Origin of the sequence: Methanosarcina sp. DH2 (assembly GCF_020804225.1) — an archaeon.
Lineage (GTDB): Archaea > Halobacteriota > Methanosarcinia > Methanosarcinales > Methanosarcinaceae > Methanosarcina.
Genome location: NZ_WJBI01000004.1, coordinates 181,370 through 207,192 on the forward strand (window position 1 = coordinate 181,370; position 25,823 = coordinate 207,192).

At 44.6% G+C, this 25,823-nt stretch carries 25 protein-coding genes and 1 other RNA gene; 12 read left to right on the forward strand and 14 right to left on the reverse strand.

Annotated elements, in window-relative coordinates; all coding sequences use genetic code 11:
* Positions 1-33: 33 nt before the first annotated feature.
* The 5 genes from FXV91_RS08030 (at position 34) to FXV91_RS08050 (ending at position 5,444) form a co-directional block, all read left to right on the forward strand.
* The gene (locus tag FXV91_RS08030; protein WP_229390062.1) at positions 34-1,818 is read left to right on the forward strand and encodes an ABC transporter substrate-binding protein; all 1,785 of its coding nucleotides are present in this window, start codon (positions 34-36) and stop codon (positions 1,816-1,818) included.
* 89 nt (positions 1,819-1,907) lie between these two features.
* Positions 1,908-2,855, forward strand: coding sequence for an ABC transporter permease (locus FXV91_RS08035; RefSeq protein ID WP_229390063.1), 948 nt, complete (start codon positions 1,908-1,910; stop codon positions 2,853-2,855).
* Positions 2,852-3,814: an ABC transporter permease gene (locus FXV91_RS08040; RefSeq protein WP_229390064.1), complete on the forward strand. Its 963-nt coding sequence runs from the start codon at positions 2,852-2,854 to the stop codon at positions 3,812-3,814. Before FXV91_RS08035 ends, FXV91_RS08040 begins: the two co-directional genes overlap by 4 nt.
* Positions 3,811-4,764 carry an ABC transporter ATP-binding protein gene (locus FXV91_RS08045; RefSeq protein WP_229390065.1) on the forward strand — a complete coding sequence of 318 codons (954 nt, stop codon included), beginning with the start codon at positions 3,811-3,813 and terminating at the stop codon, positions 4,762-4,764. The genes FXV91_RS08040 and FXV91_RS08045 overlap by 4 nt, the downstream gene beginning before the upstream one ends.
* A gap of 35 nt (positions 4,765-4,799) precedes the next feature.
* Positions 4,800-5,444, forward strand: coding sequence for a dipeptide/oligopeptide/nickel ABC transporter ATP-binding protein (locus tag FXV91_RS08050; protein WP_229390066.1), 645 nt, complete (start codon positions 4,800-4,802; stop codon positions 5,442-5,444).
* A 187-nt stretch (positions 5,445-5,631) separates the two neighbouring features.
* Here the strand turns inward: FXV91_RS08050 and FXV91_RS08055 are convergent, their stop codons facing one another.
* From FXV91_RS08055 to FXV91_RS08070, 4 genes are all read right to left on the reverse strand, one after another.
* Positions 5,632-6,351: a dihydromethanopterin reductase (acceptor) gene (locus FXV91_RS08055; protein ID WP_229390067.1), complete on the reverse strand. Its 720-nt coding sequence runs from the start codon at positions 6,349-6,351 to the stop codon at positions 5,632-5,634.
* Positions 6,352-6,420: 69 nt separating this feature from the next.
* A complete protein-coding gene (locus FXV91_RS08060; protein WP_229390068.1) occupies positions 6,421-7,059 on the reverse strand; it encodes a DUF447 domain-containing protein in 639 nt (212 codons plus the stop codon).
* A complete protein-coding gene (locus tag FXV91_RS08065; RefSeq protein WP_229390069.1) occupies positions 7,056-8,102 on the reverse strand; it encodes a triphosphoribosyl-dephospho-CoA synthase in 1,047 nt (348 codons plus the stop codon). The genes FXV91_RS08060 and FXV91_RS08065 overlap by 4 nt, the downstream gene beginning before the upstream one ends.
* Entirely contained in the window at positions 8,089-9,228 is a 1,140-nt protein-coding gene (locus tag FXV91_RS08070) for a methanogenesis marker 9 domain-containing protein (RefSeq protein ID WP_229390070.1), read from the reverse strand. Before FXV91_RS08070 ends, FXV91_RS08065 begins: the two co-directional genes overlap by 14 nt.
* A 412-nt stretch (positions 9,229-9,640) precedes the next feature.
* Here FXV91_RS08070 and rnpB point away from each other — a divergent pair.
* Positions 9,641-9,999: RNase P RNA component (gene rnpB / locus FXV91_RS08075), an RNA gene on the forward strand.
* Positions 10,000-10,048: 49 nt separating this feature from the next.
* On the opposite strand, the gene FXV91_RS08080 is transcribed toward rnpB, so the two are convergent.
* The 8 genes from FXV91_RS08080 to FXV91_RS08115 all read right to left on the reverse strand — a co-directional run bounded on the left by FXV91_RS08080 (position 10,049) and on the right by FXV91_RS08115 (position 17,481).
* The gene (locus FXV91_RS08080; protein ID WP_229390071.1) at positions 10,049-11,218 is read right to left on the reverse strand and encodes a geranylgeranyl reductase family protein; all 1,170 of its coding nucleotides are present in this window, start codon (positions 11,216-11,218) and stop codon (positions 10,049-10,051) included.
* A gap of 192 nt (positions 11,219-11,410) precedes the next feature.
* A complete protein-coding gene (locus tag FXV91_RS08085; RefSeq protein WP_229390072.1) occupies positions 11,411-12,535 on the reverse strand; it encodes a geranylgeranyl reductase family protein in 1,125 nt (374 codons plus the stop codon).
* Positions 12,536-12,716: 181 nt separating this feature from the next.
* Positions 12,717-13,337, reverse strand: coding sequence for a DUF116 domain-containing protein (locus tag FXV91_RS08090; RefSeq protein ID WP_229390073.1), 621 nt, complete (start codon positions 13,335-13,337; stop codon positions 12,717-12,719).
* Entirely contained in the window at positions 13,330-13,965 is a 636-nt protein-coding gene (locus FXV91_RS08095) for a DUF116 domain-containing protein (RefSeq protein WP_229390074.1), read from the reverse strand. The genes FXV91_RS08090 and FXV91_RS08095 overlap by 8 nt, the downstream gene beginning before the upstream one ends.
* 100 nt (positions 13,966-14,065) lie before the next feature.
* A complete protein-coding gene (gene hdrD, locus FXV91_RS08100; RefSeq protein ID WP_229390075.1) occupies positions 14,066-15,325 on the reverse strand; it encodes a dihydromethanophenazine:CoB--CoM heterodisulfide reductase subunit HdrD in 1,260 nt (419 codons plus the stop codon).
* A 2-nt stretch (positions 15,326-15,327) separates the two neighbouring features.
* Positions 15,328-16,110, reverse strand: a complete 783-nt coding sequence (hdrE, locus tag FXV91_RS08105) for a dihydromethanophenazine:CoB--CoM heterodisulfide reductase subunit HdrE (protein ID WP_229390076.1) — start codon at positions 16,108-16,110, stop codon at positions 15,328-15,330.
* A 468-nt stretch (positions 16,111-16,578) separates the two neighbouring features.
* Entirely contained in the window at positions 16,579-16,725 is a 147-nt protein-coding gene (locus tag FXV91_RS08110; protein ID WP_229390077.1) for a hypothetical protein, read from the reverse strand.
* A gap of 78 nt (positions 16,726-16,803) precedes the next feature.
* The gene (locus tag FXV91_RS08115; protein WP_229390078.1) at positions 16,804-17,481 is read right to left on the reverse strand and encodes an NAD(P)/FAD-dependent oxidoreductase; all 678 of its coding nucleotides are present in this window, start codon (positions 17,479-17,481) and stop codon (positions 16,804-16,806) included.
* A gap of 869 nt (positions 17,482-18,350) precedes the next feature.
* Between FXV91_RS08115 and FXV91_RS08120 the strand changes: the two genes are divergently transcribed.
* The 6 genes from FXV91_RS08120 to FXV91_RS08145 all read left to right on the forward strand — a co-directional run bounded on the left by FXV91_RS08120 (position 18,351) and on the right by FXV91_RS08145 (position 23,765).
* Positions 18,351-18,548, forward strand: coding sequence for a 4Fe-4S binding protein (locus tag FXV91_RS08120; RefSeq protein WP_229390079.1), 198 nt, complete (start codon positions 18,351-18,353; stop codon positions 18,546-18,548).
* Positions 18,549-18,579: 31 nt separating this feature from the next.
* Positions 18,580-19,338: an RNA methyltransferase gene (locus FXV91_RS08125; RefSeq protein ID WP_229390080.1), complete on the forward strand. Its 759-nt coding sequence runs from the start codon at positions 18,580-18,582 to the stop codon at positions 19,336-19,338.
* A gap of 127 nt (positions 19,339-19,465) precedes the next feature.
* Positions 19,466-21,571, forward strand: coding sequence for a minichromosome maintenance protein MCM (locus FXV91_RS08130; protein WP_229390081.1), 2,106 nt, complete (start codon positions 19,466-19,468; stop codon positions 21,569-21,571).
* Between the two features lie 148 nt (positions 21,572-21,719).
* Entirely contained in the window at positions 21,720-22,010 is a 291-nt protein-coding gene (locus FXV91_RS08135) for a DUF424 domain-containing protein (RefSeq protein ID WP_229390082.1), read from the forward strand.
* Positions 22,011-22,148: 138 nt separating this feature from the next.
* On the forward strand, positions 22,149-22,772 hold the full coding sequence (locus FXV91_RS08140; RefSeq protein ID WP_229390083.1) for a hypothetical protein: 624 nt from the start codon (positions 22,149-22,151) through the stop codon (positions 22,770-22,772).
* 30 nt (positions 22,773-22,802) lie between these two features.
* A complete protein-coding gene (locus FXV91_RS08145) occupies positions 22,803-23,765 on the forward strand; it encodes a coiled-coil protein (RefSeq protein ID WP_229390084.1) in 963 nt (320 codons plus the stop codon).
* Between the two features lie 470 nt (positions 23,766-24,235).
* On the opposite strand, the gene FXV91_RS08150 is transcribed toward FXV91_RS08145, so the two are convergent.
* Entirely contained in the window at positions 24,236-24,856 is a 621-nt protein-coding gene (locus FXV91_RS08150; RefSeq protein ID WP_229390085.1) for an S-layer protein domain-containing protein, read from the reverse strand.
* Positions 24,840-25,817: a biotin--[acetyl-CoA-carboxylase] ligase gene (locus FXV91_RS08155; RefSeq protein WP_229390086.1), complete on the reverse strand. Its 978-nt coding sequence runs from the start codon at positions 25,815-25,817 to the stop codon at positions 24,840-24,842. Before FXV91_RS08155 ends, FXV91_RS08150 begins: the two co-directional genes overlap by 17 nt.
* Positions 25,818-25,823: the final 6 nt, after the last annotated feature.

Here is a 25,823-nt window from a genome sequence, read left to right on the forward strand (position 1 = left end):
AAGAAAAAACTTGGGACAAGACGAGGCAGCAGGATGAAACAGGGGAAAGATTTCACGGAATCAGGATTAAACAAAGGGTTGAAACAATGGCTGATTTTTGTAGTACTGATGATTCTTTTTTGCTCAAACATATATCCAGCAGGAGCAGCAGAACCTGAGGATTCTGGAGAAAATCTTACGCCCTCAAACGGCGGGATATTTGACAGGATTATAACGTATATAAAAGGCCTGCTGGGAGAAGAAGAAAAACTGCAGGGCTCTGAAGCAATTTTCGAAGCAGCAGTCACGGGTATGCAGCAGTCAGCAGCTTCTGAAGTATCAATCCTGAAAATTGCAACTCCAAGCATAGTAAAATCTGCATCATTTCTCGGAGACTCAAATCTGGGAGTTTTTGCTCATCTTTCAAACCCACCCCTCATGAAAATGGACTCCGATGGGCACCTTGAAGGTCAGCTTGTCAAAAGCTATGAGGTCTCGGAAAATAACACCTGCTGGACCTTTTACCTTAGAGACGACCTCTACTGGAGCGATGGAGAACCTGTGACTCCGGAAGATGTCGAGTTTTCAATCCGCTATTACGGGAAAGAAACACCCTCCGCCAGATGGATAAATGATACCCTGGAAAGTTCGGCTGTTTCGGACACAAACAATTCCGTGACCTTCAAATTTAACAAGCCTTACACCCGTATTGACCTGGAATTTGCGACCTACAATATCCTCCCTGCCCATATCTGGGAAACAATTGAAAACCCGGTGGAGTACACAAATAACGGTCCTTATGTTGGCTGCGGTTCTTACTATCTAAAGCTGATAGACTTTAACGCCGGAAAGCTTGTTTTTGAGAAAAACCCTTATTGGAAAGGTAAAGCTCCGGAATCTGAAACTGTAGAGGTCCATTTTTACTCAAGTGCGGATGTTGCCACCCTTGCCCTTAAAAACGGAGATGTTGATACTTATTACAAATATGCCGGGTCATACCCTTATTCCGGCATTGAGCAGCTCGAGAAAACCGGAGATTTTAATTTTCTGGAAAAAACAGATATCGGGCTTGTCTTCCTCGCCCCGAACCTGAAGATAGCTCCTTTTTCAGACCCGGAATTCAGAGAAGCCCTTGCCTATACCATAAATTATGAAGAGATCGCAATGCTTGAGACTCTTGGGTACGGGGAAGTTCCGAATCGCGGCTTTGTGCCGCCTTCCATGGAAGCTTTCAAGGAAACCGAAAAGCTTGAGTACAACCCCGAAAAAGCCAGAGAAATTCTGGAAAAAGCAGGATATTCGGACAACAATAGAAATGGAATTCTGGAAGGAAAAGACGGAAAAGACGTTAAGCTTGAAATCCTTATTCGGCCAGAGTATGCCCGCACAGGTGAACTTATTGAAGAATATCTGGAAGGGGTGGGCCTTGCCGCAGACCTGAGAACTGCAGATGCGGACACCTGGGTTGCTCTCAAGGACAATTACAAATACGATCTTACCGTAACCCGCTCTACCCCCTGGGGCATGCTCATGCACGCAAGCTGGGGGAGCGGCTATTTTGATTCCAGACGGACAGGCCAGGGGGTTCTGCATAACCTGAATGACCCCGAGTTCCTGAGTCTCTGCGATGATATTCTCGCAACCACGGACCCTCAAGAAATTCAGGATTACGCATACGAGCTTCAGGACTACTATGCACAGAACCTGCCTGCAATTCCCCTCTACTGGAGCAGCGTGGTTACCCCGTATAATATGCACTTCGAAGGATGGTACACTGACCCTCTGTACGGGATCTATAATCAGGACAACTTTGTAAATGTTAGGAAAATAGAGGCATAGAAGACAGGAAAAAAATCGGAAAAGAAACAGTAAAAAAGGAAAATTGAAAAGAGAAATAGTAAAAAATAGAAACCGGAAAAATAAGAGCAATGTCAGAGATAACAAGAAAAGCAACCAGATATCTTGCCTCACTGGTACTTATAACCGTCATCAATTTCACCCTCCCAAGGTTCATGCCTGGAGACCCTGTAAAAAACCTTATAGGAGAAGACGTTTATGTGTCTGAAAACGTGATGAAAGAGCTTAGGGCAGAACTCGGGCTTGACATGCCCCTTTATGAGCAGTTTGTGTCCTTCCTTTCGGACCTTTTGCACCTTGACCTGGGGTATTCTTATCACCTCCATGCTCCTGTTGCAGAAATCCTGCTGGACAGGATGAGCTGGACCCTGCTTTTTGTAGGAGTATCAGTGATTGTTGGAGCCCTGTTAGGGAGCCTGCTAGGGGCCCTTGCCGGATGGAAGCCGGAAAGAAGAATGAGCCGTTTTGCAGGTTTTGCTTTTGTTGTACTTTCCTGCACACCACCTTATTTCCTTGCCCTCCTTTTCCTCTATCTCTTTTCTTTCAAGTTAGGGCTCTTTCCCTCAAAGGGATTTTATGATTTCCCGGAAATAGGGAATATGCTGCATCACCTCTTTTTGCCTGTCTGTGTAATGTCTATCTTTTCAGCATCCAGAAATTTTCTGGTTATGCGCGGAAGCGTAATCCAGGAAAAGGAACAGCTTTACGTGCTGTATGCAAGGGCAAAGGGCCTGCACGATACCGGCATACTCTTCAGGCACATCATAAAAAATGCCTCACTTCCGGCCATAACTCTGCTTGCCCTGGACTTTGGGTTTCTTTTCAGCGGGGCACTATTTATAGAAATAATATTCTCCTTAAACGGCATGGGCACCCTTATTTACGGAGCAATAATGGGAAAGGATTATCCACTTCTCCAGGGGGCTTTTCTGGTAATTGCCCTTACGGCCCTGTTTGCGAATATGCTTGCTGACCTGCTCTATGTTTTAATCGATCCCAGAGTCAGGAGGCCGGCATGAGTCTGGAAGCTGCCCGTATTGAAGAGACCTGCATAACAGAAACCTGTACTGAAGGGCATCCTGAAAAACAGCTGGAAACTCCCAGCTTCAGTTTTCCTGGAAAAATATCGTTCCGGAGTTTCCGGAGACAGAAAGATTTTCCGGGAAAATTCAATTGGGGAGGCATTCTCCTCTTTGCCGTTTTCCTGTGCATGGCGCTGTTCCCTGCTCTCTTTGCCCCCTATGCCCCAAAAGAGCGTTTCATGCCTTATGGAGCTCCTTCGGAAGGACATCTTCTCGGGACAAACGATATAGGAAACGATATCCTCTCCGAACTTGTGTACGGGGCAAGAATTTCAATGACCTTAGGCTTTGCAGCGGCCCTTCTCTCAACCATATTAGGGACTATTCTCGGGCTCTGTGCGGGTTATTTCAGGGGAGCCACTGATGAGCTTCTGATGGGATTTACCGATGTTGTCCTTATTATTCCGAAAATTCCCCTTATCATAGTCCTGGGAGCATTCCTGAAACCTAGTATCTGGATCTTGATCCCTGTGCTTGGCCTCCTGTCCTGGGAATCTACCGCCAGAGTCACCCGTTCAAAGACTCTGCAGCTCAGAGAAGCAGGCTACGTTAAAAGCGCCAGATGTATGGGCTTTTCCGCCTGGCATATTATGGTCTCGGACATTTTCCCCAATATCGTGCATGTCCTGTTACCTAAATTCATGCTGGCAACAGCTTCAGCAATGATCTCGGAAGCCTCACTTTCTTTCCTGGGACTCAGCGATATAAGTATGAGGAGCTGGGGAAGTATGCTTTCTTTTGCCTTTTTCCGAGGAGGTTTTATCAGGGATATGTGGTGGTGGTACATGCCTCCCGGGATCTGCATTACCCTCTGCGTGATGTCTATCGCAATGGTAGGGTTCGGGCTTGAGACAAAAGGGGAGAAATACACAGGCGGGGGTGCGAGTACGGTATGAAAGCCCACTTCACGAAAACATTGCTTGAAGTAAGGGATCTCGAAGTCTCTTTTAAGGGAATAAAAACCATAACCGCTCTTTCAGGCATTTCATTTTCGATTGGAGAAAGCGAAACTCTGGCTCTCGTGGGAGAAACAGGCTGTGGAAAATCCGTGGTCGCACACGCAATTGTACGCCTTCTGCCCCCTGAGTCCAGAGTGAAAGGTATTGTGGAATTAGTGGGAAAATCCCTGCTAGAACTAAGTGAAAAAGAGATTGCAAAGATAAGGGGAAAAGAAATTGGGATCGTTTTCCAGAACCCGTCCCTTGCCCTTAACCCTGTGTATTCCATAGGGCACCAGCTTGCAGAACCTCTGCGTGTGCACCGGAAGGAAAAGAAAAAAGAAGCGATTTCCAAAGCCGCAACCGTCCTGAAAAATATGGGTTTTGTAAACGTCGCTGAGTGGATTAGCTATTACCCCTCATGGTGCTCAGGAGGGATGAACCAGCGCTTTTTGATCGCGGCTTCAACTATGCTTGACCCGATCCTCCTTATAGCAGATGAGCCCGGCAAAGGGCTTGACAGAAAATGCATCACTGAGCTGGAAATCGAGCTTAAGAAATTGAAAGGGGAAAAGAAGACTGCCATGCTTCTTATAAGCCATGACCTTGGCTTCGTGCAGAGGCTTGCAGACCGGGTCGCCGTAATGTACGCCGGAGAGGTTGTTGAACTTGCTGAATCTTCAATCTTTTTTGAGAGACCCTTACATCCTTACTCAAAGGGACTCCTGAACAGCCTGCCCGAAAATGGCTTTGTTCCCATACCCGGTTTTTCCCCTCCACTCAGCGACCCCCCTTCAGGCTGCAAATTTCACCCAAGATGTTCACTCAGGAAAAAAAGCTGCACTGAGAGACACCCGGAGCTTAAAGAGATTGACGAAAGATCTGTGAGGTGTTTTTTATATCCCTGAGAGCAGACAGCCTATCTAAAATTTACGGAGCTGGCTTGCTGAGTCCTGGAAAGTACGTTTTCAGAGAGATCTCACTGGAAATAAGGCCAGGCAAGACCTTCGGGCTTATGGGACTATCCGGGGAAGGGAAAAGCACACTCGGAAGAGTTATTGCCGGGCTTGAGAAGCCCACTGCAGGCTCCATATATTATAACTGCCTCCCGCTTTCCGGGATGAAAAAAACAGAACATGCAGCCTTCCGCCGCAGAGTCCAGATTATGTTTCAGGACCCCATGGATGCTTTTAACCCGAGGAAAAAGATAGGTCATTCGGTTTCTGAGGTACTGACACTTCTCAAGGTCCCTAAAGTGAAACATACCTTGAAAACAGAAGAGATGATTATTACCGCAGGCCTTCCGAAAGAAGTGCTTTCCCGCTACCCTTCCCAGCTCTCAGGTGGCCAGTTACAGCGCCTTGCTCTGGGCCGGATCCTCTTGCTCAGCCCGGAATACATCATCCTTGACGAGCCGACTTCTGCCCTTGACGTCTCAGTGCAGGCCCATATCCTCCATATGCTTAGAAAGGCTCAGGCAGAGCGGAATACGGGTTACCTACTCATTTCCCATGACGAATCTGTGATCCGTTTTATGTCCGACAGCTGCGGAGTGCTTGAAAATGGGCAACTGAAGCTCATTGATTAATAACTCTAAAGAGCCTTGATTTTCGTTGCCCGGGTTTATCTTTAGGATTACAGGAAATCGGAGGCTTTTCTGGCAGTTGCACTGCAAGTGCAAAATAAGATGTCCTTTTCTGCAGAGTTGCGGCTCTGCAATGCGAGGTAGTTCTCGGCAGAGAAAAGGAAAAGAAAATTAGCTGAAAAACTGAAATTTAAAAAAACTCCAGAATAGCTTCAGGGCTTTCAAGTACAGTGATTCCCTGCAGCCCTTTTACAATCTCAACATTGCGCATATCCACATCCCTGACCAGTACATCTACAGGCCCGCCCTTGATGGCATTATAAGGACACAGCTCCTTGCAGATCCCGCAGCCTTTGCATTTCAGGAGTTCTATCTGGTCTGTGACACCATTTTTCTCATTGATTGCTTCGTGGGGGCAGTTTTCTCTCGGAGGACATTCTTCGCAGTGCCTGCACTGTTTTCTGTCAATGTTGTAGGGCATTTCCGATACAATAGAGCCTTCAATGTCCACGGGCACGATATATACCGGGACTCTTCCCTTTACTGCCTGGGCAACGGCATTGGTTACAAGGGAATCGGCAATACCATAGGCAATCTTCGAAACAGTGTTTGAGGTTGCTGGTGTGATGAAGAGGGCATCATATCTATCAAGGAGAAAGCGCCCGACTTTAGGGGAACTTGAACCCTGCTCGCTTTCCCGGAAAATCTCCTCAAGGTAGTCTCCTCCCGAGATTTTCACAAGCTTCTGCTCAAGCCCGTACATCCTGAGCACTTCTTCAGCTGCCCTTGAGACGTACGTATTTACGGAAAGTCCGGGGTCTCTGAGTTTGAGTTCTTTAAAGACCTGGTAACTGCGGTTCAGGAAATGCCCTGCTCCTGTAATACCCCATGCAATTCTCTGAAAACTCATGGAAAGAAGTCATGCCTGAGGGAGATAATATAATTTTCTAAAAAAGACATTCTGGATGCAAAAGAGAATTCAAATCCCGAGCACTTCATAAAGCAGTTTCATAGCTTTCTTTTCAGCATCGCCTCCGCATTTGGAAACAAGGGTTTCATAATGTCGGATCCATTCGAGGTATTTTCCATCCCTCGAAAGCTGGTAGCGGGTCGCATGGACGGTAGCCTCAAGCACGGCATTAAATCCCCTGTTGGGTACGGGAAGGTCTTTTCTATTAAGTTCATTGAAGCCCGCTTCCACAGGAACAAGTTCGGCAATAAGAGCCTGGTCCGTATTTTTAACATTAATGCATTCGAAAACAACCCAGGAGACGGCTTCTTTAAGTACCGGGAACTTAAGCCCGCCTGCAAACACATATCCAAACTCGGAAGGTTCAAGGTCGAAAAAGGTGGAACGCACAAAAAGAAGGGGGTCGTAAACCACATTTGAAGTGAGATAACCCTCTTTAAGGACATTTGCCCACGTGTGGCTGCCTTTGAAAAGGCGAACGAAAGGCCTCCCGCCCTTTGTGATGATACCTATAGGAGCGGCATTGGGGTGCTCAAATCCGGTGCTTACTACTACTTCAGAGATTCCCTCCCGGATCCCGAACTGAGGAAGGTCGATAGTATGACACGGTTTTTCAAACTCCCTGCAATCAGAAGAGAACTCGGTCAAAATCTCAAGCCTCCGAGAAGGGCAATAAAAAGCCCTGCAATAATAATATCTGCAGTAGAGCCGGGATTAATCCTTTTTTCCAGAAGCTCGGAGTCAAACTCCTGTACTGCAGGAAGAATGGATGCAAAGCCATTGGCTGTTTTCCCTGAAGTTTCCCAGCCTGAAAGAATCTCACCTGCTCTGTAAGATACGTAATCTGCAGTTTCGGTATCAAACTTGGTCTGGATAAAAGTATCTCTGTGCTTTGAAAGCAGTTTCAGGAATGTATACACTATAGCATCGTTTATTCCCGTGCCTGAACAGCTGGAAACAGAAACTCCGGTCAAAGCTTCTGCTCTGCAGTTTCGTGCTTGCATGAAATCAAGAATGTTTTTTGCCCCCTCAAGGCAGCGCCCGAAACCTGAGGTCCACTCATTTGCTATGAGGTCATACCCTTTGGCAATCTCCATAAGAGCGTAAAGGGTGATATTCTGTTTCCTTAGATCGGCAGTTGCTTCAGGATCTTCGAGGTCAAATTCGTTCACACTGTTTACCCTGACTCCTGCATGCCCGAAAGCCCTGTAGAACTCAACAGCATCTTCACAGTCCGTTGCGCGGACGAAAGTGTGTGCACAGGCAGCAAGGTGCTCAAATTGCCCGATCTCAAGCCGGAAACCTGTTTTTCCGCAGTGAGGTTGTTCTCTTGAAATTTCGCCTGCAGCCATTGCCAGAGGAATCAGGAGTAAGAAGGCGCCAAAATGAGTATTTCCTCCCTGCTGCCAGGCAGAGCTTTCGTAAACTGCACTTCTGAGAAGGGCTCCTATCCTTCCTTTGCTCCTTGCAGCAAGCTCAAGGACAGGATAGACAGCAACCGAAGAAGCGACAAAATGCTCAAAACAGGTATCAGGGTAATTATGTTCCCTATCAACGTTCCCTGGCTTTGGAGAAGCTGAGACCTCAAGCAGCATAGCAAGCTGTGCATAGCGTGCAATCAGACTCGGGGCCGGAGACTCATCCACCCATTCAGGGATGTGACAGGAGAAGGCAGTATTAGTGGGATTCATTTACTGGAATCCTGGCGTGGTCAAGGATATATTTTGCCAGCTGCTCCTTAAGCTTCATGTACTCCGCGTCAGAAAGGTCGAGCGTGTTCAGAACACCATCCCTGATCCAGCAGGGCTTTGTAATCTTGCAGCACCAGACAAGGCTGCCGAAACATGTATCCTCTCCGAACTCGAGCATCGTGCCCCTGGCAAATTCCATTTTTGTCCGGGCGAACTCTTCTGCGGTGTATCCCAGCTTTCGGGATTTCTCATGCACAGGGCAGGGCTTTACCGGGAGACAGCAAAAAGCCAGAGCCCTGAAGTCCCCTTCACTGCAAACGTGCTTGGGGGCATTGTACCAGCCTATCGACTGCTGATAAGAACTTACACTTTCTACAAGTTCCTTTATCAGTTCAGGGTTTTCCATGGCCCCTCTTGCAACAGAAACCATATCAGCTCCCCGGGAAAACATGTCCTTTGCAGCGGCAAAGTCAGTAACCGAGTTGTTGCCTATGAGGAAGAGCCTTGTAGCATCCCTGTAACTTGTAATGGAATCGAGATCCGCTCCGAAACCTTCGAGCATGGCATCTATATGGATGATGTCAGCCCCAGCCTTATCAATAAGCCTGGCAAGTTCGACATCATTCACCACATTTGCCCGTACCTTTACAGAAAGTACGACCCCTGTTTCCTTTATTGCCTTTATCCAGGCAGAAAGCTTTGGAAGGTCACGCAGAAGGGCTTCTCCTATCCCTGCCTCGAGCATTTCAGGCTGCTTACAGTGAGCATTTAGTTCAAGGATCGCCCCTTCTTCCTTTACAACTTTTGCAGCTTCAATTAAAGGCTCAAGAGTAGTGCTTCTCACGTTTACCGCAACAGCACTACCGGAGGTTACAGCCCGGATTTCCTTTTTTATAAGCTCCATAGGTTCATTGGAAATGAACTCTTTTCTACCCCTGGCTACAAGGTCTGATGCAACTGCAATCGACCCTTCATCCAGATTGAAGGCTCCAAGCACTACGAGCCCGGCATCACCTGCATACTGGTTGGCAAAAGCACTGTCGACAATTCCTGCCATTGGCGCCAGCGCGATAGGATTTCTGAAACGGACATATCCAATATGCAAATCAAATAGATAATCACTCATGTTTTACCTCTAAAAAATAAGCCTGAAAACTGAACACAAAAATGATAGTTATAGTCACATATTAAACTAACGAATCTCGTTAAATCTAAGGGGATCTTTTTCCAGATAATTTATGAAAATGGAAAATCCATCTTATTTTCACGATTACAATACATATATATTAATATTTGGGCATATCCTCAACACACAAAAGTTATATAGAGTACACGGAAGGAATCCCCCTGTTTATTTAGAGCCGTGAAAGAACTTAAATCTCTCAGAAGATTGCTGAAGATAAATTTGCTGAAGATAAATTTGCTGAAGATGAATTCGGATAAGAAACCTCTTTAGCTAGTTTCCTTTTGCAGAAATATCAGCCCATAAATATATATACGATCAAAAAATATATAGAGCCAGTCAATCAATAACATGCGAGAGAGGATGGACGGCTGCCGGACCTTCTGGTCTGAGGAAAGTCTCCCCACCGCTCCGGACACACGAACATCTGTAAAGGATGTCGGGCGAGAGCCCGGGCCCTGGCACAGAAACGAGAACCATACCCTGCAAATGCGATGATGCCGTAAGCTGAGGTCGCAGGGAAAGTGGATGAAACGGCGAATCCTCGTGGGTGCAAGTTGGAAATCGGGAAGAACGAGCAGTCCGGAATCGTCCCGATTGGTTTTGGTAACGCTTAGCCGAATGCCGTCGCTGCAAGAGTCTCAGGACCATTTCTTACACTGATAAGTGGCGGAAATCTTTGCAGGAACAGAAGGGAGCTTACACGCCTCACTCGCATCTAATAATTCTATTTATACTTCTGGCTCTAATTATTCTTTTTACACTACTGATTCTTCCCTGTCATGGACTTTATTTTAAGTGCAGGTTCAGCCAGACTGAAATTAAGAAGTAACCACCTGACATAGTCTTTGTGGCTTCTGTTTATCACAACTTCATCCAGATATTTATCCAATATTTCATTTCTGCTGAGAGCAAGCTTGAAAGAGATCTCAGGGAAACGGTACATAACTTTTTCCAGTTTAAGGGAACTGACAAGGAAGTTTCCGAAATCCTGCCTGCACCTGGATTCATACTCTTTAAGATCGCTCAATTTCCGATCATAAAGCACAAGGTCAGCCACCTTCTCCGCTGCAAGCTGTCCTGACCGGATCGCATACGCGATACCTTCCCCTATGAAGGCGTCCACGAAACCTGCGGCGTCTCCACTAAGAAGGACCCTTGAACTTACAGTTCTTCGCTTTATTCCCCCCTGAGGAATAATGTGGGCGTGGAACTGAAATTCCCCTGAAAAGCCGTTTGCCCGCAAAAAATCCTGCATTACCTTCCTCGGGTGTTTTAGATGTTCGGCTGTTCCCACTACTCCCACTGAATAATACCCTGCATGAGGGAAAATCCAGCCGTACCCCCCGGGTGCAGTCCCGAAATGAATATCTATAACATCGGGAAACCTATTCATTATCACCTCGTCATTTTCAGGGATTTCCGAAACAAGGGCAAGATCATATTCTGTTCTCCGGGTTCTCTGAGGACTGACAGCATATTTAAGCATGCCTTCTGAGCCTTCCGCAATAAGGACAAACTTTGCCAGGTAAGTATTCTGTGAAGTATTAACCTCAACGCATTCTCCTCTTTCCTTACAATCCAGAACCTTTTCCCCGAAATGAACTTCAATTCCTGTCTCCCTGGCTTTATCAAGCAGGAAATTGTCAAAAACATTTCTGGAGACCAGCAAAGCTAACCTGTAATTAACCTGCTTTTCAATACAGCTGTCTCTGAAATGGATCCTTACTTTGGAAATATCCCTTTCTATTAAAGACTCAGGGAGCTCGAAGTCCAGGCACGATAGAGCATACGGGGATAAAGCCCCTCCACAGGGCTTATACCTCGGGAAATTTTCTTTTTCAAGCAGGAGGGTTGAGATTCCTGCTTTTCCAGCTACCCTTCCGGCAGAGGCTCCCGAAGGCCCTCCACCCACTATAATCAGATCATACATACTCAAGACCCCTGCTAATGGATGAGGCATGCCGTGAACAGACAGCCTCAAATGAATTGTTTACCCCATAAAGTAGATTGATTCTGGAACAATAAAAAGATAGAGGAAAAAGAGAGTTGGGAGAGGATCTTTGATAAACCAGGAATACCTTTGAAAAACTCCATATTATTACTTGAATTTAAAATTCAGGAATTACCTGAGTTTAACATTTAGAAGGGACCAACGAAGATAATCCTTATAATTAATGCTGAAATCCACAACTTCAAGGTATTTATCAATCATTTTATCACTTGATGTGAAGATTTTAAATGTCTTCTCAGGGAAGCGATGCATTATTCTGGAAAATATAAGGGAATACTTAAGATGTGTTCCAAACTCCGCCTGACAGAGAGACTCATACCTATTCAGGTCTTTTGTTTTACCATTATGCAGGCAAATTTCGGCAATTACTTCAGCAGCAAATTGCCCGGAACTGATAGCATAAGCCAGTCCTTCCCCAGAGAAAGAATCAACGAAACCTGCAGCATCCCCACTCAGGAGGACTCTCGAACCGGAAACTTTTCGCTTAATTCCTCCCCAGGGGATCTTGTGACCGTGCAGTTTGTAATCGCCTCTGAAGCCGTTTACCCTCAGGAACTCAAGCATTGCTTCCTTTGGATGGGAAAGGTCTTTTACAACTCCGCCAATTCCGACAGAATAATAGGTTTTGTGGGGAAAGATCCAGCCGTACCCTCCTCCGACAACATCGAAATGCAGTTCAATTGCCCTTCCTAGTCTTTCTTCAATTTCTTTTTCCTCTGCAGGGACTTCGGCGACCATACAGATCCCATACTCCTCTTTAGTATCCGCAGGCCTTACACACGTTTTGACGAGTCCCTGTGCCCCCTCGGAAACGATTGCAAATTTTGCCCTATATGTGCCCCTGTTAGACTCGACTTCGACATATTCGGGCATTTCCCTGCAACAAAGCGCCTTTTCCCCTGTATGGACTTCAATTCCGGTTTCCTTTGCCTTTTCAAGAAGGAAATTATCAAACATATCCCGAGAGACAAGAACAGACAACCGGTAATCTTTATGTGCCTCGATTAACTGGTCTTTGTAAAAGACCCTTGCCCCTGTAATTTCCCACTCAATAACATCCTCAGGGAGCTCGAAATCAAGGTAAGAAATCGCATGTTTCGAGAGCCCTCCTCCACAGGGTTTGTACCTGGGGAATTCTTCCTTTTCAAGTAGCAGTATATTAAGACCAAGTTTTCCCGCCCTTCTCCCGGCCGAGGCTCCGGAAGGGCCACCACCTACGATGATTATATCATACATGAAAGTAACATCCTCTAAAGTATCCTGAAATTATATGAGTTTCAATCTATTCAACCAAGACCTAATTTAAAGTGTTGATATAATTCAAGATTGCGATTGAGTTATGAAAAAAGAGAGAAATAGGAAACGTGCAAAAAAGAGAAAATCGGAAGAAATACGACACTTTTTGCACTCTTGTAAATTAACTTTTAAGATCTTCAAAAACTCCAAGCACCTTCTGGTAATCCACTTTTGTCCCGAAACAACCATCGTTTTCCATAGTAATTCCGTAGGTGATTACTTTTTTGCCTTTAAGAGCACGCATGACCTTGTTGATCTCATAGTCACAGGCGATAAGAAGAACACCGTCTGCTGCTTCCATTTTAAGGATATTTTTTACAAATGAAGAACCTGTCACGATGAAAACCTTATACCCGTATTTTTCAGCGTCTTTCTTTAACTGAGTAAAAACACACTTTCCACATAACTTGCACTGGATTCCTGTCTGTGTAGAGTGGGCAGGACAGTCAAGGCTGCGCATGCAGTGAGGAGCGAGAATGACCCTCTTTTTCGTTTTTGCAAAGGCAGAAGCATGGGCTCTATTTTTCAGAGATGACATCCATTTGTCCAAGACACGCGTGTCTGAAAATTTAAGGAAAATTTGTCTTAAAGGCAAATAAAAGAAGTCAAGTACATCTGCATAAAAGCCTGCCAGAAAAACACTGCGTGTAAGGCTCCTGCGGCTGACCAGCAGAGCCATGCCTGACAGGGTAAAGGATATCAGGACGGAGATAAAAAGAGCCTGCCCGATAATGTTATACATGGCACATCTCCATTTTTTGAATTATTTCTTCAACATTTGCTTCAGTATTGAAGCAGCCGTCCTTGAGAAGAAGAACACCCTGAACAGGGACAAAAGAAACAGCCTGCATGTTCTCGGATAGCTCATTATAACAGGCAACCCCGAGACAGGATTCGGGCCTGTACTCTTTGAATATTTTTTTAACAAAACTGCCCCCTGGGACGACGAAAACCCGAAAACCACACCTATCAGCAGCGTCACAGAGCTTTGATATATCACAGAGACCGCACCGCCTGCACTCATAACCATAGACAGGATCGCACCTTGCTTTACAGCTGGGGTGACGCAAACACTGCGGAAGAAGTAGAATTTTCCTGCCTTTGTTCTTAATGAAATCATCGTACATAACAGCGTTCCTGACATCAATAAGGATATCGTCAACAAGGGTATCCCTTATCCGGAAAACTCTGCAGATCCATTTTGCAGGAGAATAAAAGAGATACAGCGTAAATAATACGAACCCCGGAAAAATGATCCTGTGCTTTTTAAACGAATACGCCCCTATAAGCAGGGCAAGCCCGGTGCCTGCAAGAGCAAGAAGCATCAGGTATATGAATACTCTTCCTAGAAATTCGTAAGGAATATACATATTCAAGGGGAGGGAAGTGTCGGTATTTAAGTTTTACTATAAGCAGTAAGACACGGGATCAAAAAAATAGAAATAAAGAAAGCTGGGAAAAAACCAGCCTTCAAGCTTTTTTGGGTTCTGCTTTTTTGGGTTCTTCTACACTGAGACCAAGGGCCTGTGCAACCAGGACAATGACATCCTCGACTTCGAGGTCAGCTTTGAGAGAGTCACGACCATCCATAAGATTCCTCTTACAGAAGGGGCATGCACTGGAGAGGATATCTGCATTGGTTTCAAGGGCATCCTTGACTCTGGACTCTGCAACACCGACTGCAAGGTCCGGAATACCTGCCTTTACACCACCGCCAGCTCCACAGCAGCGCTGGAATTCTTTTATTCTGTCCATCTCAACGAACTTGACGCCCGGAATATGGGAAAGCACATACCTCGGAGCATCAAAGACACCCACGTGGCGGCCCAGGTGACAGGGGTCGTGATAGGTAACGGTTTTGTCCAGAGATTTCTCCCATTTGATTTTGTCTTTCTTGATCAGGTCTTCGAGGAACTCTGTGATGTGGACAACCTCAAAAGGAAGCTCTTCGCCGATAAGCCTCGGCCAGTCGACCTTTGCTGCACGGAAACAGCCTGCACATGCAAAGAGAACCTTTGTGGCACCCTTCGCCTTAATGGCTTCAACATTGTGTCTTGCGGTTTCACGGGGCACATCATTGACATGGACCTGACCTGTTCTGATAAGGGCAGAACCGCAGCACCATTCCTCTTCTCCGAGCATGGCAAATTCGATGCCCAGCTTGTTAAGCACACGGGAGGTTGCAAGGGCGAGGGCAAGCTGCTTGTATCCTGCGGTACAGCCTGTAAAGTAGACAATATTTGCTTTGTCTGCAATCTTCACATCAGGGGGCACCCACGCAAGCCTGTCTTTCTGGTCAAGCAGGTAAGGGTTGTGGTACTGTCCTATGAGCTTGGGGAACATATTCTGCTTTCCGTAAGGACCGATTCCTTTCTTAACAAGGTTTGTCCTCAGGGATTCCCAGAGTTCCACTGTGTTGATGCCTGATTCACATACGGTTGCACAGATACCACAGGTGGTACAGCCGTGCACATCGTCTTTGAATTCTTCAAGCTCAGACTGGGGGATTTCAGTCGGGCCGAAGAGTTTTGCTTTGATCCCGTAGGATTTGTTCATGAACTGCCTCCAGCGCAGGATTTTATCCCTGGGTGCTAACCCGGGCTTCTGACCGGAAGCTGCATAAGTTGGACACCATTTTACACATTCACCGCAGCGGGTGCAGGAGTCGAGCTCCATGAGCTGGACTGCTGTAAGGTTCTTGGTGTCAATTGATGGAGTTTTTTTTGACATTTTTATTCTCCTCCCTTATTTGCAAGGATTGCAAGGGGGGTGGCGATTACATGGATATACTTGCTGTATGGGATATATGCGATACAGAATAGCAGAGAAATCACGGAGTGGAAGAGAGCTGCAGGGGGTGCGGTTGCGGGGTCAAGCCCGAAGCCCCAGATAAACTGGGTCCTGATACCATCAGCAATAAAGCCGGAAATCGTGACTATGAAGACTCCTCCGAGAAGGACCCAGTCATACATGATGGTAGCTTGCCTTACATCCGAGACAACGAGTCTCCTGACTACTGCAATGATAACTCCGATAAGCAGGACATAGCCGAAGATATAGTTCGGGAGAGAGAGGAATTCTCTAAACTCTGCGGGGGTGAACGGGAGCTCGATTCCGAACTTTTCAATCATCTCGACTGCAAACATGAGCCCTGACAGGGCAAACAGAGTCATCCAGCCTGCAAAAATCGTAAAGTGCATGAACCAGCGAAGAGGGCTTCTTTTGAGGATTCTTCTCTGGAAGAGAATATCAAGGATCAGAACCTCAAGGATAGGTTTTCCGTGTCCGTGATGAGACTCTTCTTTGACCTGTTCCCACCAGGTTTTTAAGAATCTGATTGCACTTCCTTTCTTTCCTTCCTGAGGCTCAAGGGCGTAACCTGTCACTCCTGCTCCCCATTTCTGGAAGTTAAGGATCATTCCGTATAAGAAAATCACAATGGCGATTGTGCTGAGTATCATTATCTGGACAAACGTAAGTCGAAGTGCGTCCGAGAGCCCAGAGAAGTATGCCATCTCACTGCTAATAGTTTATTCCTCCTATATATGGGTCAAAAACTGAGAACTGATACTGCTTTTAGAAATATCATTGATGTTACAGAATATCAATAACAGTAAAAACAGAGCAGGAACCGTAGCGACTGTCTGTATAAGGTTTGAATAGTCTGTTAGTCTTTGTATCTATTATATTTAAACATTATCTTTAACACACAATACATCGAAAAGCTCACAAGAGCCGCGAAAACAGGGTAGCATTAAAGCCATCTAAAAGGAAAAGAAAAAGAAAACTCGAAAAATAGTGGTAAAATTATAATATAAAAATTATAAATTACTTTATTGAAATTATTCCTGACAGAAAATGAAAACATCCGACTGCAGAGAGATTAAAAAAATTACAGAAAAAGAGCGGGATACGCTCACAAAAGTAAAAATAACAGGCTAGAAAAAACAGGATAGGAAAAAGCTGGAAAAAGGTGATCCGGATTAAACTCCTGCAAGATACTTGAAAGTACGGTTTTTCTCTGAGATCAAACTATCCAGCTCTCCTTCTGAAATTGCTTTTGAAACCAATTTACTAGAATTTAGCTCATTTGAAACCAGTTTATTTAAGTTTAGCTCATTTGAGCTCATTTGAAACTATCTCACCTAACGTGGTTCAACTAAATAGGCTGCGTCCAATCGAATAGGCCCATATTTCAAAAGATCTATTTACAGTCCTACTCCTTCTTTGAATTTTTCAAGCCCTATCTCGTCCAGTACTTCTCCGATCCTTCTTGACTTTCCATAGCCCTTATAGAAGTTGATAATCCTGTCAACAAGATCCATTACCTGTTCTTCGGAAAGGTCTTTTGCCACCACATTCCCGAGCCTTGGCCGGGGCCCCGCACTCCCTCCGACACTCAGAGTAAAGCCTTTTGCCGTACCCATGATTCCTATATCTTTTATGCTTGGTTCGGAGCAGGAATTCTGACAGCCGGAAACAGCCATTTTGAATTTAGAAGGAAGCTGCATACCGTGGTATTTTTCATCAAGCTTCAGGCCAAGTCCGACAGCATCCTGTTTGCCTCTCTTGCAGAATGTAGTTCCAGGGCAGATTTTGACGCTCCTGACACAGAGCCCGATGGCGGCTCCGGGTTTCATACCCAGTTCAGCCCATGCTGCATCCAGGTCTTCCTCCTTGAGCCCTACAACCGCAATTCTCTGGGCTGAGGTAATTTTCAGAGCTGCAGCTCCGTATTTCTCTGCAATGTCTGCTATCTTTCTCAGGGTTTCCGGGTATACGATCCCTCCGGGAATGTGCGGAGCAATTGCATAAGTTTCCCCATCTCTTTGCAGGATTGCAGCTTTCTCAGGAAGGTCTCCCCTAACATATTCCTTGCTTACCATATTTTACACTCTCCTAATTTAATAACTTCAGGTTTGGTTCAGGATCTAATTAGTTAGCCTGAGTAACCAGTTAGCCTAAGCAATTAATTAACCTAAGCAATCAGTTCGTTTAAGCCCAACGTTCAGACATCAAAGCGAAACTGAGTTGATGAACAGGTTGAGGTTTCAGAAATTTTTTATCCGTAAGTAAACAGATCTGGAAACCTGTTTTAGCCCCAGGAAATTAGACCCCTTACAAAACTACAGAACCTCGACAACCCGGCACCCTCCGGATTAGAGGAATTAAACTACTGGTCTCGTAAAAGAGAGTACCAGATCAGAGAGTATATTGCTTGAAACAATATAAATTTGTATGTGTACACAAAGGATAGTTTCAGATCGTGAATTAAAAGTCTGGATTGGCTCATGATAAATTCTGGATCAATTACATGAACTGATACAGTTTTTACATGAACTCACTATTAAGGATGGAAATCAAGTAAAAGAATAAAGTAAAAGAATAAAGTAAAAAATGTAAGTAAAAAGATACAAGTAAAAAAATGCGAGTCAGAGAATAAATCAATTAAGGTTTTAAAATAATGGGAGAGAACGGACCAGAAGATCCGTTTGTAGTTTACTGCTGCTTTTTATTCTTTCCATAAAGTCCCTGAGCCCTGCTAAATATCCCGTTTGTACTTGATCCCTCAGTTTGGCCATTCTATATTTAATTTTGTAAAGCTTAATCTAATATATAAGAGGAATAAATAAGACCTCTGCATACCTTAAAGGATAAAAGACTACAGTAAAAAGGACAAAAAAGTTACAGAAAGTGAAAACAAGAATAAAAACTAAGAATAAAAACAGATTAAAACAGATGGAAAACAGTCAATATGAAAATTTATATTGATGAAGAGAAATGTACAGGATGCGGGGCATGTAAGGCTGCCTGCCCTAAAGGCCCGAGGGTTTATTCCATAGAAGAAAAAAACGGTAAAAAGGTCTGTGTCCTGAAGGACCCCTCTTACTGTCTGGGGTGCAGAATGTGTGTGACTGTCTGTATGGCAGATGCAATTACCCTCGATAACTGATTTTAAAAAAACGCAGTAAGGATTGAGAAATTTGTCACTTGAGATTCGGGTAGTGCTTGTTGAACCCATGTACCAGGGAAACGTTGGATCTGTTGCAAGAGCGATGAAAAACTTTGGGTATTCTGATCTTGTTCTGGTAAATCCCTGTGAGCTCGAGGGGCAGGCAAGAGCAATGTCTTCTCACGCAAGGGATGTGCTGGAAGGTGCAAGAGTTACCTCAACACTTGAAGAAGCCGTAAAAGGCGCAGATCTGCTCGTAGGGACCACAGGGACCTCAAGCCTGAAGACAGGAGAGCATATCCGCCTTCCCCTTTATACTGCCAGGGAATTCAAAGAAAAAATTAAAGAATATAGCGGCACCATTGCAGTCCTTTTCGGGCGTGAAGACAGTGGCTTCAGAAATGACGAACTGAAAGGCTTTGATATGCTTATCACGGTTCCGACTTCAGAGATTTATCCGATAATGAACCTTTCTCATGCGGTTGCAATCGTTCTTTACGAGCTTTCAGAACTCGAAGGGGGGAACAATCCGCTTGCCGAAGGCTTTGACCTGAGGCTTCTTTACGGGCATCTGGATGAACTGCTTGAGGAAATAGATTACCCGGCCCACAAAAAAGATAAAACCTCACTCATGCTCAGGAGAATATTCGGAAGAGCCGGGCTAACCCCGAGAGAAGTCCAGACTCTGAGAGGTATAATAAAGAAAACCGAGAGAAAAATGGGGCTTGCGGCAGAAGCCGAAGACCTGCATAAAACGGAAAATTCGGAAAGCATAGAAAAGTTCATATGATAATAAACCTGTCTTACATCAGAATCTATTGTACGTTTTTTAACTTTTTTTAGGATCATTTTTAAGAAGAGATAACCTGATCAAAAATAGAAATTTTAGATAAAAGCCAAGTATTTTTGAGAATGCCATGACAGATATAGAAAGCAAGTGGGACGAGAAATTAAAAAGATTCTTTAAAGACTACTACTGGAATGAAATCCTTCAGCTTGCAAACGAGTATCCAGACCAGCGAAGCCTTGGAGTGGATTTTACAGATATCGAGAAGTTTGACAGGGAGCTTTCTAAAGAGTTTCTTGAGCATCCCGGAGAACTTGTGTGTGCAGCTGAAGCTGCCCTGAAAGAAATTGACCTTCCTGTAGAAAAGAATCTTGAGCAGGCTCATGTAAGGATAATAAAAATCCCGAACCGGATTTCTATCAGGGAACTGAGAAGTAAACACCTCTCACGCTTCATTGCAATCGAAGGCATGATAAGGAAGGCCACAGAAGTAAGGCCAAGGATTACTAAAGCCGCCTTCCAGTGCATGAGATGCGGGCACCTTACGATTGTTGAACAAAATAGCTTTAAGTTTGAAGAGCCCTTTTCAGGCTGCGAAAATGAAACCTGCGGAAAGAAAGGGCCTTTCAAGATTGCAATTGAAGATTCTACATTTATTGATGCCCAGAAAGTCCAGATCCAGGAATCTCCAGAAAACCTCAGAGGAGGTTCACAGCCACAGAGCCTGGAAGTGGACGCTGAAGATGACCTCACAGGAAATGTCACACCCGGAGACCGCGTTATCATTAACGGGGTTCTGAAATCAAGACAGCGCACCCTCAAAGATGGAAAATCCACCTTCTACGACCTGGTACTGGAAGCAAATTCCATCGAACGCCTGGATAAGGATTATGACGAACTGGACATAACTGCTGAAGACGAAGAAGAAATCCTTGAACTTTCCCGTGACCCCGTAATCTACGACAAAATTATTAGCTCTATTGCGCCCTCAATTTATGGATATGAAGACATAAAGGAAGCCCTTGCCCTCCAGCTTTTTTCAGGCGTTGTGAAAAACCTTCCTGACGGTTCCAGAATAAGGGGCGATATCCATATCATGCTCGTAGGAGATCCCGGAATTGCAAAAAGCCAGCTGCTGCGCTATGTGGTTAAACTCTCGCCAAGGGGCGTTTTTACATCAGGGAGAAGTGCATCTGCAAGCGGTTTGACTGCTGCTGCCGTAAAAGATGATATGAATGACGGCAGATGGACAATAGAAGGTGGAGCCCTTGTCATGGCTGATATGGGGATTGCTGCAGTTGACGAAATGGACAAGATGAAGACAGAGGACAAGAGTGCTCTGCATGAGGCAATGGAACAGCAGACCATAAGTATAGCTAAGGCAGGGATTATTGCAACCTTGAAATCTCGCTGTGCCCTTCTTGGAGCTGCAAACCCGAAATACGGCCGCTTTGATAGGTATGAAGGACTTGCAGAGCAGATAAGCATGCCTCCAGCCCTTCTTTCCCGTTTTGACCTTATCTTCGTTTTGCTCGATACCCCAAACCACGCCCTTGACAGCAGGATTGCAAACCATATCCTTCAATCGCATTACGCGGGAGAACTTTTCGAACAGCGGCAGAAGCTTCCAGGGTCTCATATTACAGAAGATTTTGTTGATGCAGAAATGGAAGTAATCGAGCCTGTGATCGAAGCAGAAATTATGCGGAAGTACGTTGCATACGCAAGAAAAAACGTGTACCCTGTAATGGAAGAAGACGCACGGAAGCACCTTATTAATTTCTATACTGACCTCAGGAAGAGTGGAGAAGGCAAGAATACACCCGTACCCGTGACGGCAAGGCAACTTGAGGCGCTTGTTCGCCTCTCCGAAGCCAGTGCAAGAATACGTCTGAGCAACATAGTCACTCTGGAAGATGCAAAACGGACTATAAGAATCACCATGAATTGCCTTAAAAACGTGGGTGTTGATCCGGAAACGGGAGCTCTCGATGCAGACATACTTGCTTCTGGCACAAGCATGAGCCAGAGAAATAAAATAAAACTCCTTAAAGATATAATAAAAAAGGTCTGTGAGAGACATCCCGGTGGCAAAGCCCCTCTTGAAGAAGTTTACGCAGAGGCTGAGAACGAACACGGGATAGACAGAGGGCATGCAGAGGAATATATTAAGAAAATGAAGCAGAGAGGCGATATCCTTTCTCCTGATCAGACCCATATCAGGCTCATTAATTAAATCAAAAAGCAGTGATTTCTCATAACCCGAAAAAAAGTTGCTGCACATCAGAAGTGCCCGCAGGCAGGAGCGGTCTACCCATAAACAAAATAATAATGGTTAAGCTGTAAATACTAAAAGGGCGAAATATTACTTAAAAAGGGAAAATATGTATCTAAAGATTTATAAAAATGGAGGGCACATGCTTGTTGCAGCCTGTGATAAGGAAGTGCTCGGAAAAACCCTGAAACATGGTAATGCCGTAGTAGAGATAAGCAAAGCTTTCTATGGAGGAGAGCCTGTCTCTGAGGAAGAACTTCAGGAAGCTCTGGAAGGAGCTACTACTGCAAATCTCTTCGGGGAAAAAACAATTAAATGTGCCATAAAGTGCGGGTTTATCGATCCTGACTCCGTAATCATGATCGACTGCGTACCACATGCTCAGGTATTCAGAGTTTGAAAAAACCATTACATTTCATACTGTTGTTTAACTGGTTAAAAGTGGCATATGGCAATTACCGGTTCAACTTTCCGGGCTGGCTCTATAGAGCCGGATAAAAATGAAACCTATAAAAATAAATTACAGAATCGTGATACTGTGAGCGGAAATATCGAAGGAGCCGGGATCAGAATGCTGACTGAAGGAGAACTGATTTCCGGGGTTGTGGAAAAACACAAAAGGCTTCTGGAAGAATACCAAAAAGAGTTTGAAGAACTGGACAGCAGGCTGAACCAGTTTGAAGAAGACACAAAAAATGCTAGAATTTCCAGAGCCCGGATGGCGGAGCGAAAAGAAGTCCTGAAGGAAAAAAGACAGCAGTATTACCATCAGGCAGAAGGACTGCTCGAAAAGGAGCTCTTCCCGAAACTGGATCCTGTAACTGCTGATAAAATAAAGGAAGATATTAAAAAACTTAAAGGACAGATCGAACCCGAAGAGGAACAGGGACTTAAAGACTCTTTTATGGAAAACCTGCACGAACTCACCAGGGAAAAAGGAGTTGGAGAAAGCCTTCTACTACAAACCAGAGCCAGAATGGAGGAAGCTAGAAACTCAAACCTGGAATTAAAGGAAATAAAAGAGTCTGAAAAACAACTTGAAGAGGATGATGGAAGCAAAAACATTGAAATATCCAAAGATAAACCCCAGCACAAATGGCTCAGCAGCAAAATAAAAGACCATCAAGAAGCCCTGAGTTACTGGGAAAAACAAAAAGTATAACAGTTTTCGGAAAACACGTGGGTGTAAGACATGAACAACGACGTTTCAACAGCAGAAACTGCAACGGCCGACCTTTCAAACCTTAACGAACGGGAGCTCAAGGGCAGAGTGAACGAGCTCAGGAGCAGGATAGAGAAAAGCGAAAGGCAATTGGCTTCGATTTTTAAGGAACTGAAAATAAACAGGACCGATATCGACGAATTGAAAGAAAAGAGAGACTCTCTAAACCATCAGGTTAAGGAAAGGGTTGCAAAAGCACAGTCACTAAGAGACCGACGTGACGAGATTAATAAGCAAATTGGCGAGTATAAGGGGAGAAGGAGCGACGTAAATTCCAAAACTCAGGAACTTTTTTCAGGAATTGCGGGCCTCAAGGAACAGCGCGATGAGTGTAATAAACTATCTCACGGAAGCGTAGAATCTCTCTCAAGAGCGTATGAGGCTGAACTGGACGCTCTTTTAAATAAAGAACTTCCCCTTGCAGTGGAAGTAAAGATAGTCCAGAAATTAAGTGATCTGGGCACACGCCTTGGAGCTGCAAAGAAGGCAAACGAATTGCATGCACAGATCCAGGAGAGTTATAAAGAATCCAAGGGAATTCATAAAGAAGGGGATGAATTTCACGAGAAAATTCAGGCACTTTCGGATGAATCTCAGGCGTGCCACCTGGAAATGCTCGAAAACTTCAAGGCAGCAGATGAAATCCGAAAAGAAGCAAATATGTATCATGCCCAGCTTACCGATAAAATCGCAAACATAAATTCTATCAAAGAAAAAATCGACCCTCTCAAGAATGGCATCGCAGGCAGCCGAAAAGACCTCTCATTATACCTTGACAGGCTAAAGGACCTTCAGCTAACGAAAGATGAGCATAAAGTAAGCCAGAAGCACAGTGACGCCCGCGAAAAGCTGCAGAAGAATGCTCGCCTCAGCCTGGAAGACCTTAAGCTCCTTATAGAGAAAGGGGATGTAAAGTTCTCTACAAACGACTGAGAAAGCAAAAAAGAGCAAAAGCAAAAAAGAGCAAAAAATAAACAGAATCAACGGTAGAAAGCCGATACTTAAGAAGTCTGTGTTAGGTATTTCAGACTTATCTATTTCATCGGGAACTCTCGTTTAAAAACTTAGTTCCCACCTTGGAAAAAATGTTTCCTATTTAAAGATATAGTTTTGGCTCTCAGACCTGCCCTCACTTTTAGGTCTGATCCCTATTTTTAAAAAAGACATAAAAACAGCTCAACAAACTACTATTTCTAAAGCATTTATTTTAATTCGTTTAATTTAATTCAGTTATTTTATTCAGTTATTATATTCAGTTATTATATTCAGTTATTTTATTCAGTTATTATATTCAGTTATTTTATTCAGTTATTTTAAACCAGTTATTTTAAACCAGTTATTTTAAACCAGTTCTTTTAATTCAGTTATTTCAAATTATTTGTTTTAAATTAGGTGATTTAAAATTATTTTTTCCTGTGTCTTCCCGCAAAAAATCCAGTTACTAGAAGAACAGATCCAAGCCCCAGAAGAAAAAGGGGCAGATCAAAACCTTTTGCCTGATTTTCAAATACAGGAGGGATAGAAGAGTTGTTGTAAGAGCTACTGGAAGGAGGAATTACCGGGGTCTGAGGCATAGGAAGTTTTGGATTAAGGTGCTGATATACTGGAGAGAACTTTACCAGCACTCCATTGGCCCCACCATATATAGTGTCCACTGTAAGGTTCAGAATCTCTGTGGAGTTATTAGAATATACAAAAGTGTCGCCCTCGCCGACAATAGAGTCTTCAAGAAAAACCTCGTTTCTGCGCAGTTCGATCCATACCCTGCTACCTTCAGAATTGGCACCTTTTACGTAAATCTGATAATCCTGCAAGAAGGTGTAATAGTTGCCTGACCGCACGTAAACCTCATCTCCATCAATTAAAATAATAGAGAGCTTCTCATTATTTGCACCTGCGACAGGAAAAACTACATAAGAGATAATAATTGAAAAGAAAAAAAAGATCGTGGCAGAGAAAAAAAGTGCAGGGAGAAAATTCATTCCTTCCCTGTCTTTTTTTCCGTGTTTATTTGGGGCGCGCATAAATGCATCTACCTGCAATAATTTCTTCCTTAGTGTCATCTGCCTTGCGGATTATAAGTGCTCCGTCCGGGGTTACTCCAACAGCTTTGCCCTCTATAATCCTGGAGGGTGTGGTGACCTTTACTTCCCTACCAATTGTATCCGAGAGTGCAAGCCAGTCATTGAGGATCTGGGAAAATGGCTGGGTCTTGAAATTTATGTATTGCTGTTCAAGCTCAAAGAGAAAGTCCTGCAGGAACGAAACTCTTCTTATATGTTTTCCAAGCTCAACTTTCAGAGTGGTTGAGCCTGCACGAAAAGACTCAGGGATATCCTTTAAATCCATATTTACATTGATCCCTATCCCGAGAACAACGTAATCCACCCTGTCCACTTCAGCCTTTGCTTCGGTAAGGATCCCGCATACTTTCTTTCCATTTATACGGACATCATTTGGCCATTTGATGCGGGCGTCAAGCCCGAGGTCGCGGATTACATTTGCAACTGCAAGCCCGGTAACAAGGGTTAGCCTTGAGGCGTGCCTGAGAGGAATACCGGGCTTCAGGATCACAGACATCCATATTCCGCCGTGGGGTGAGACCCATTCCCTGCCCATGCGGCCCCTGCCTCCCTTCTGTATCTCAGCAATAACAAGAGCTCCTTCTTCTTCGGAAGCTGCAATTTCTTTAGCAACACTGTTGGTGGAGCTAACTTCCTCGAAGTAATGGATCTTCTGCCCCAGAAGAGTCGTTTTGAGACCCATCTGGATCTCATCAGGGTACAGGAGTTGAGGCACGGATTTCAGGACATAGCCCCTCTTCGGGGAAGATTCGATTTCATATCCATCGGCCTGGAGGGATTTGATATATTTCCATACCATAGTCCTAGAAATCCCAAGCTTGAGACCCAGTTCTTCCCCAGAAACAGGGGTTTTCTGTGCATCTTTAAGCGCTTTAATAATTCGAGATCGTTTATCTCCCATCCGTGC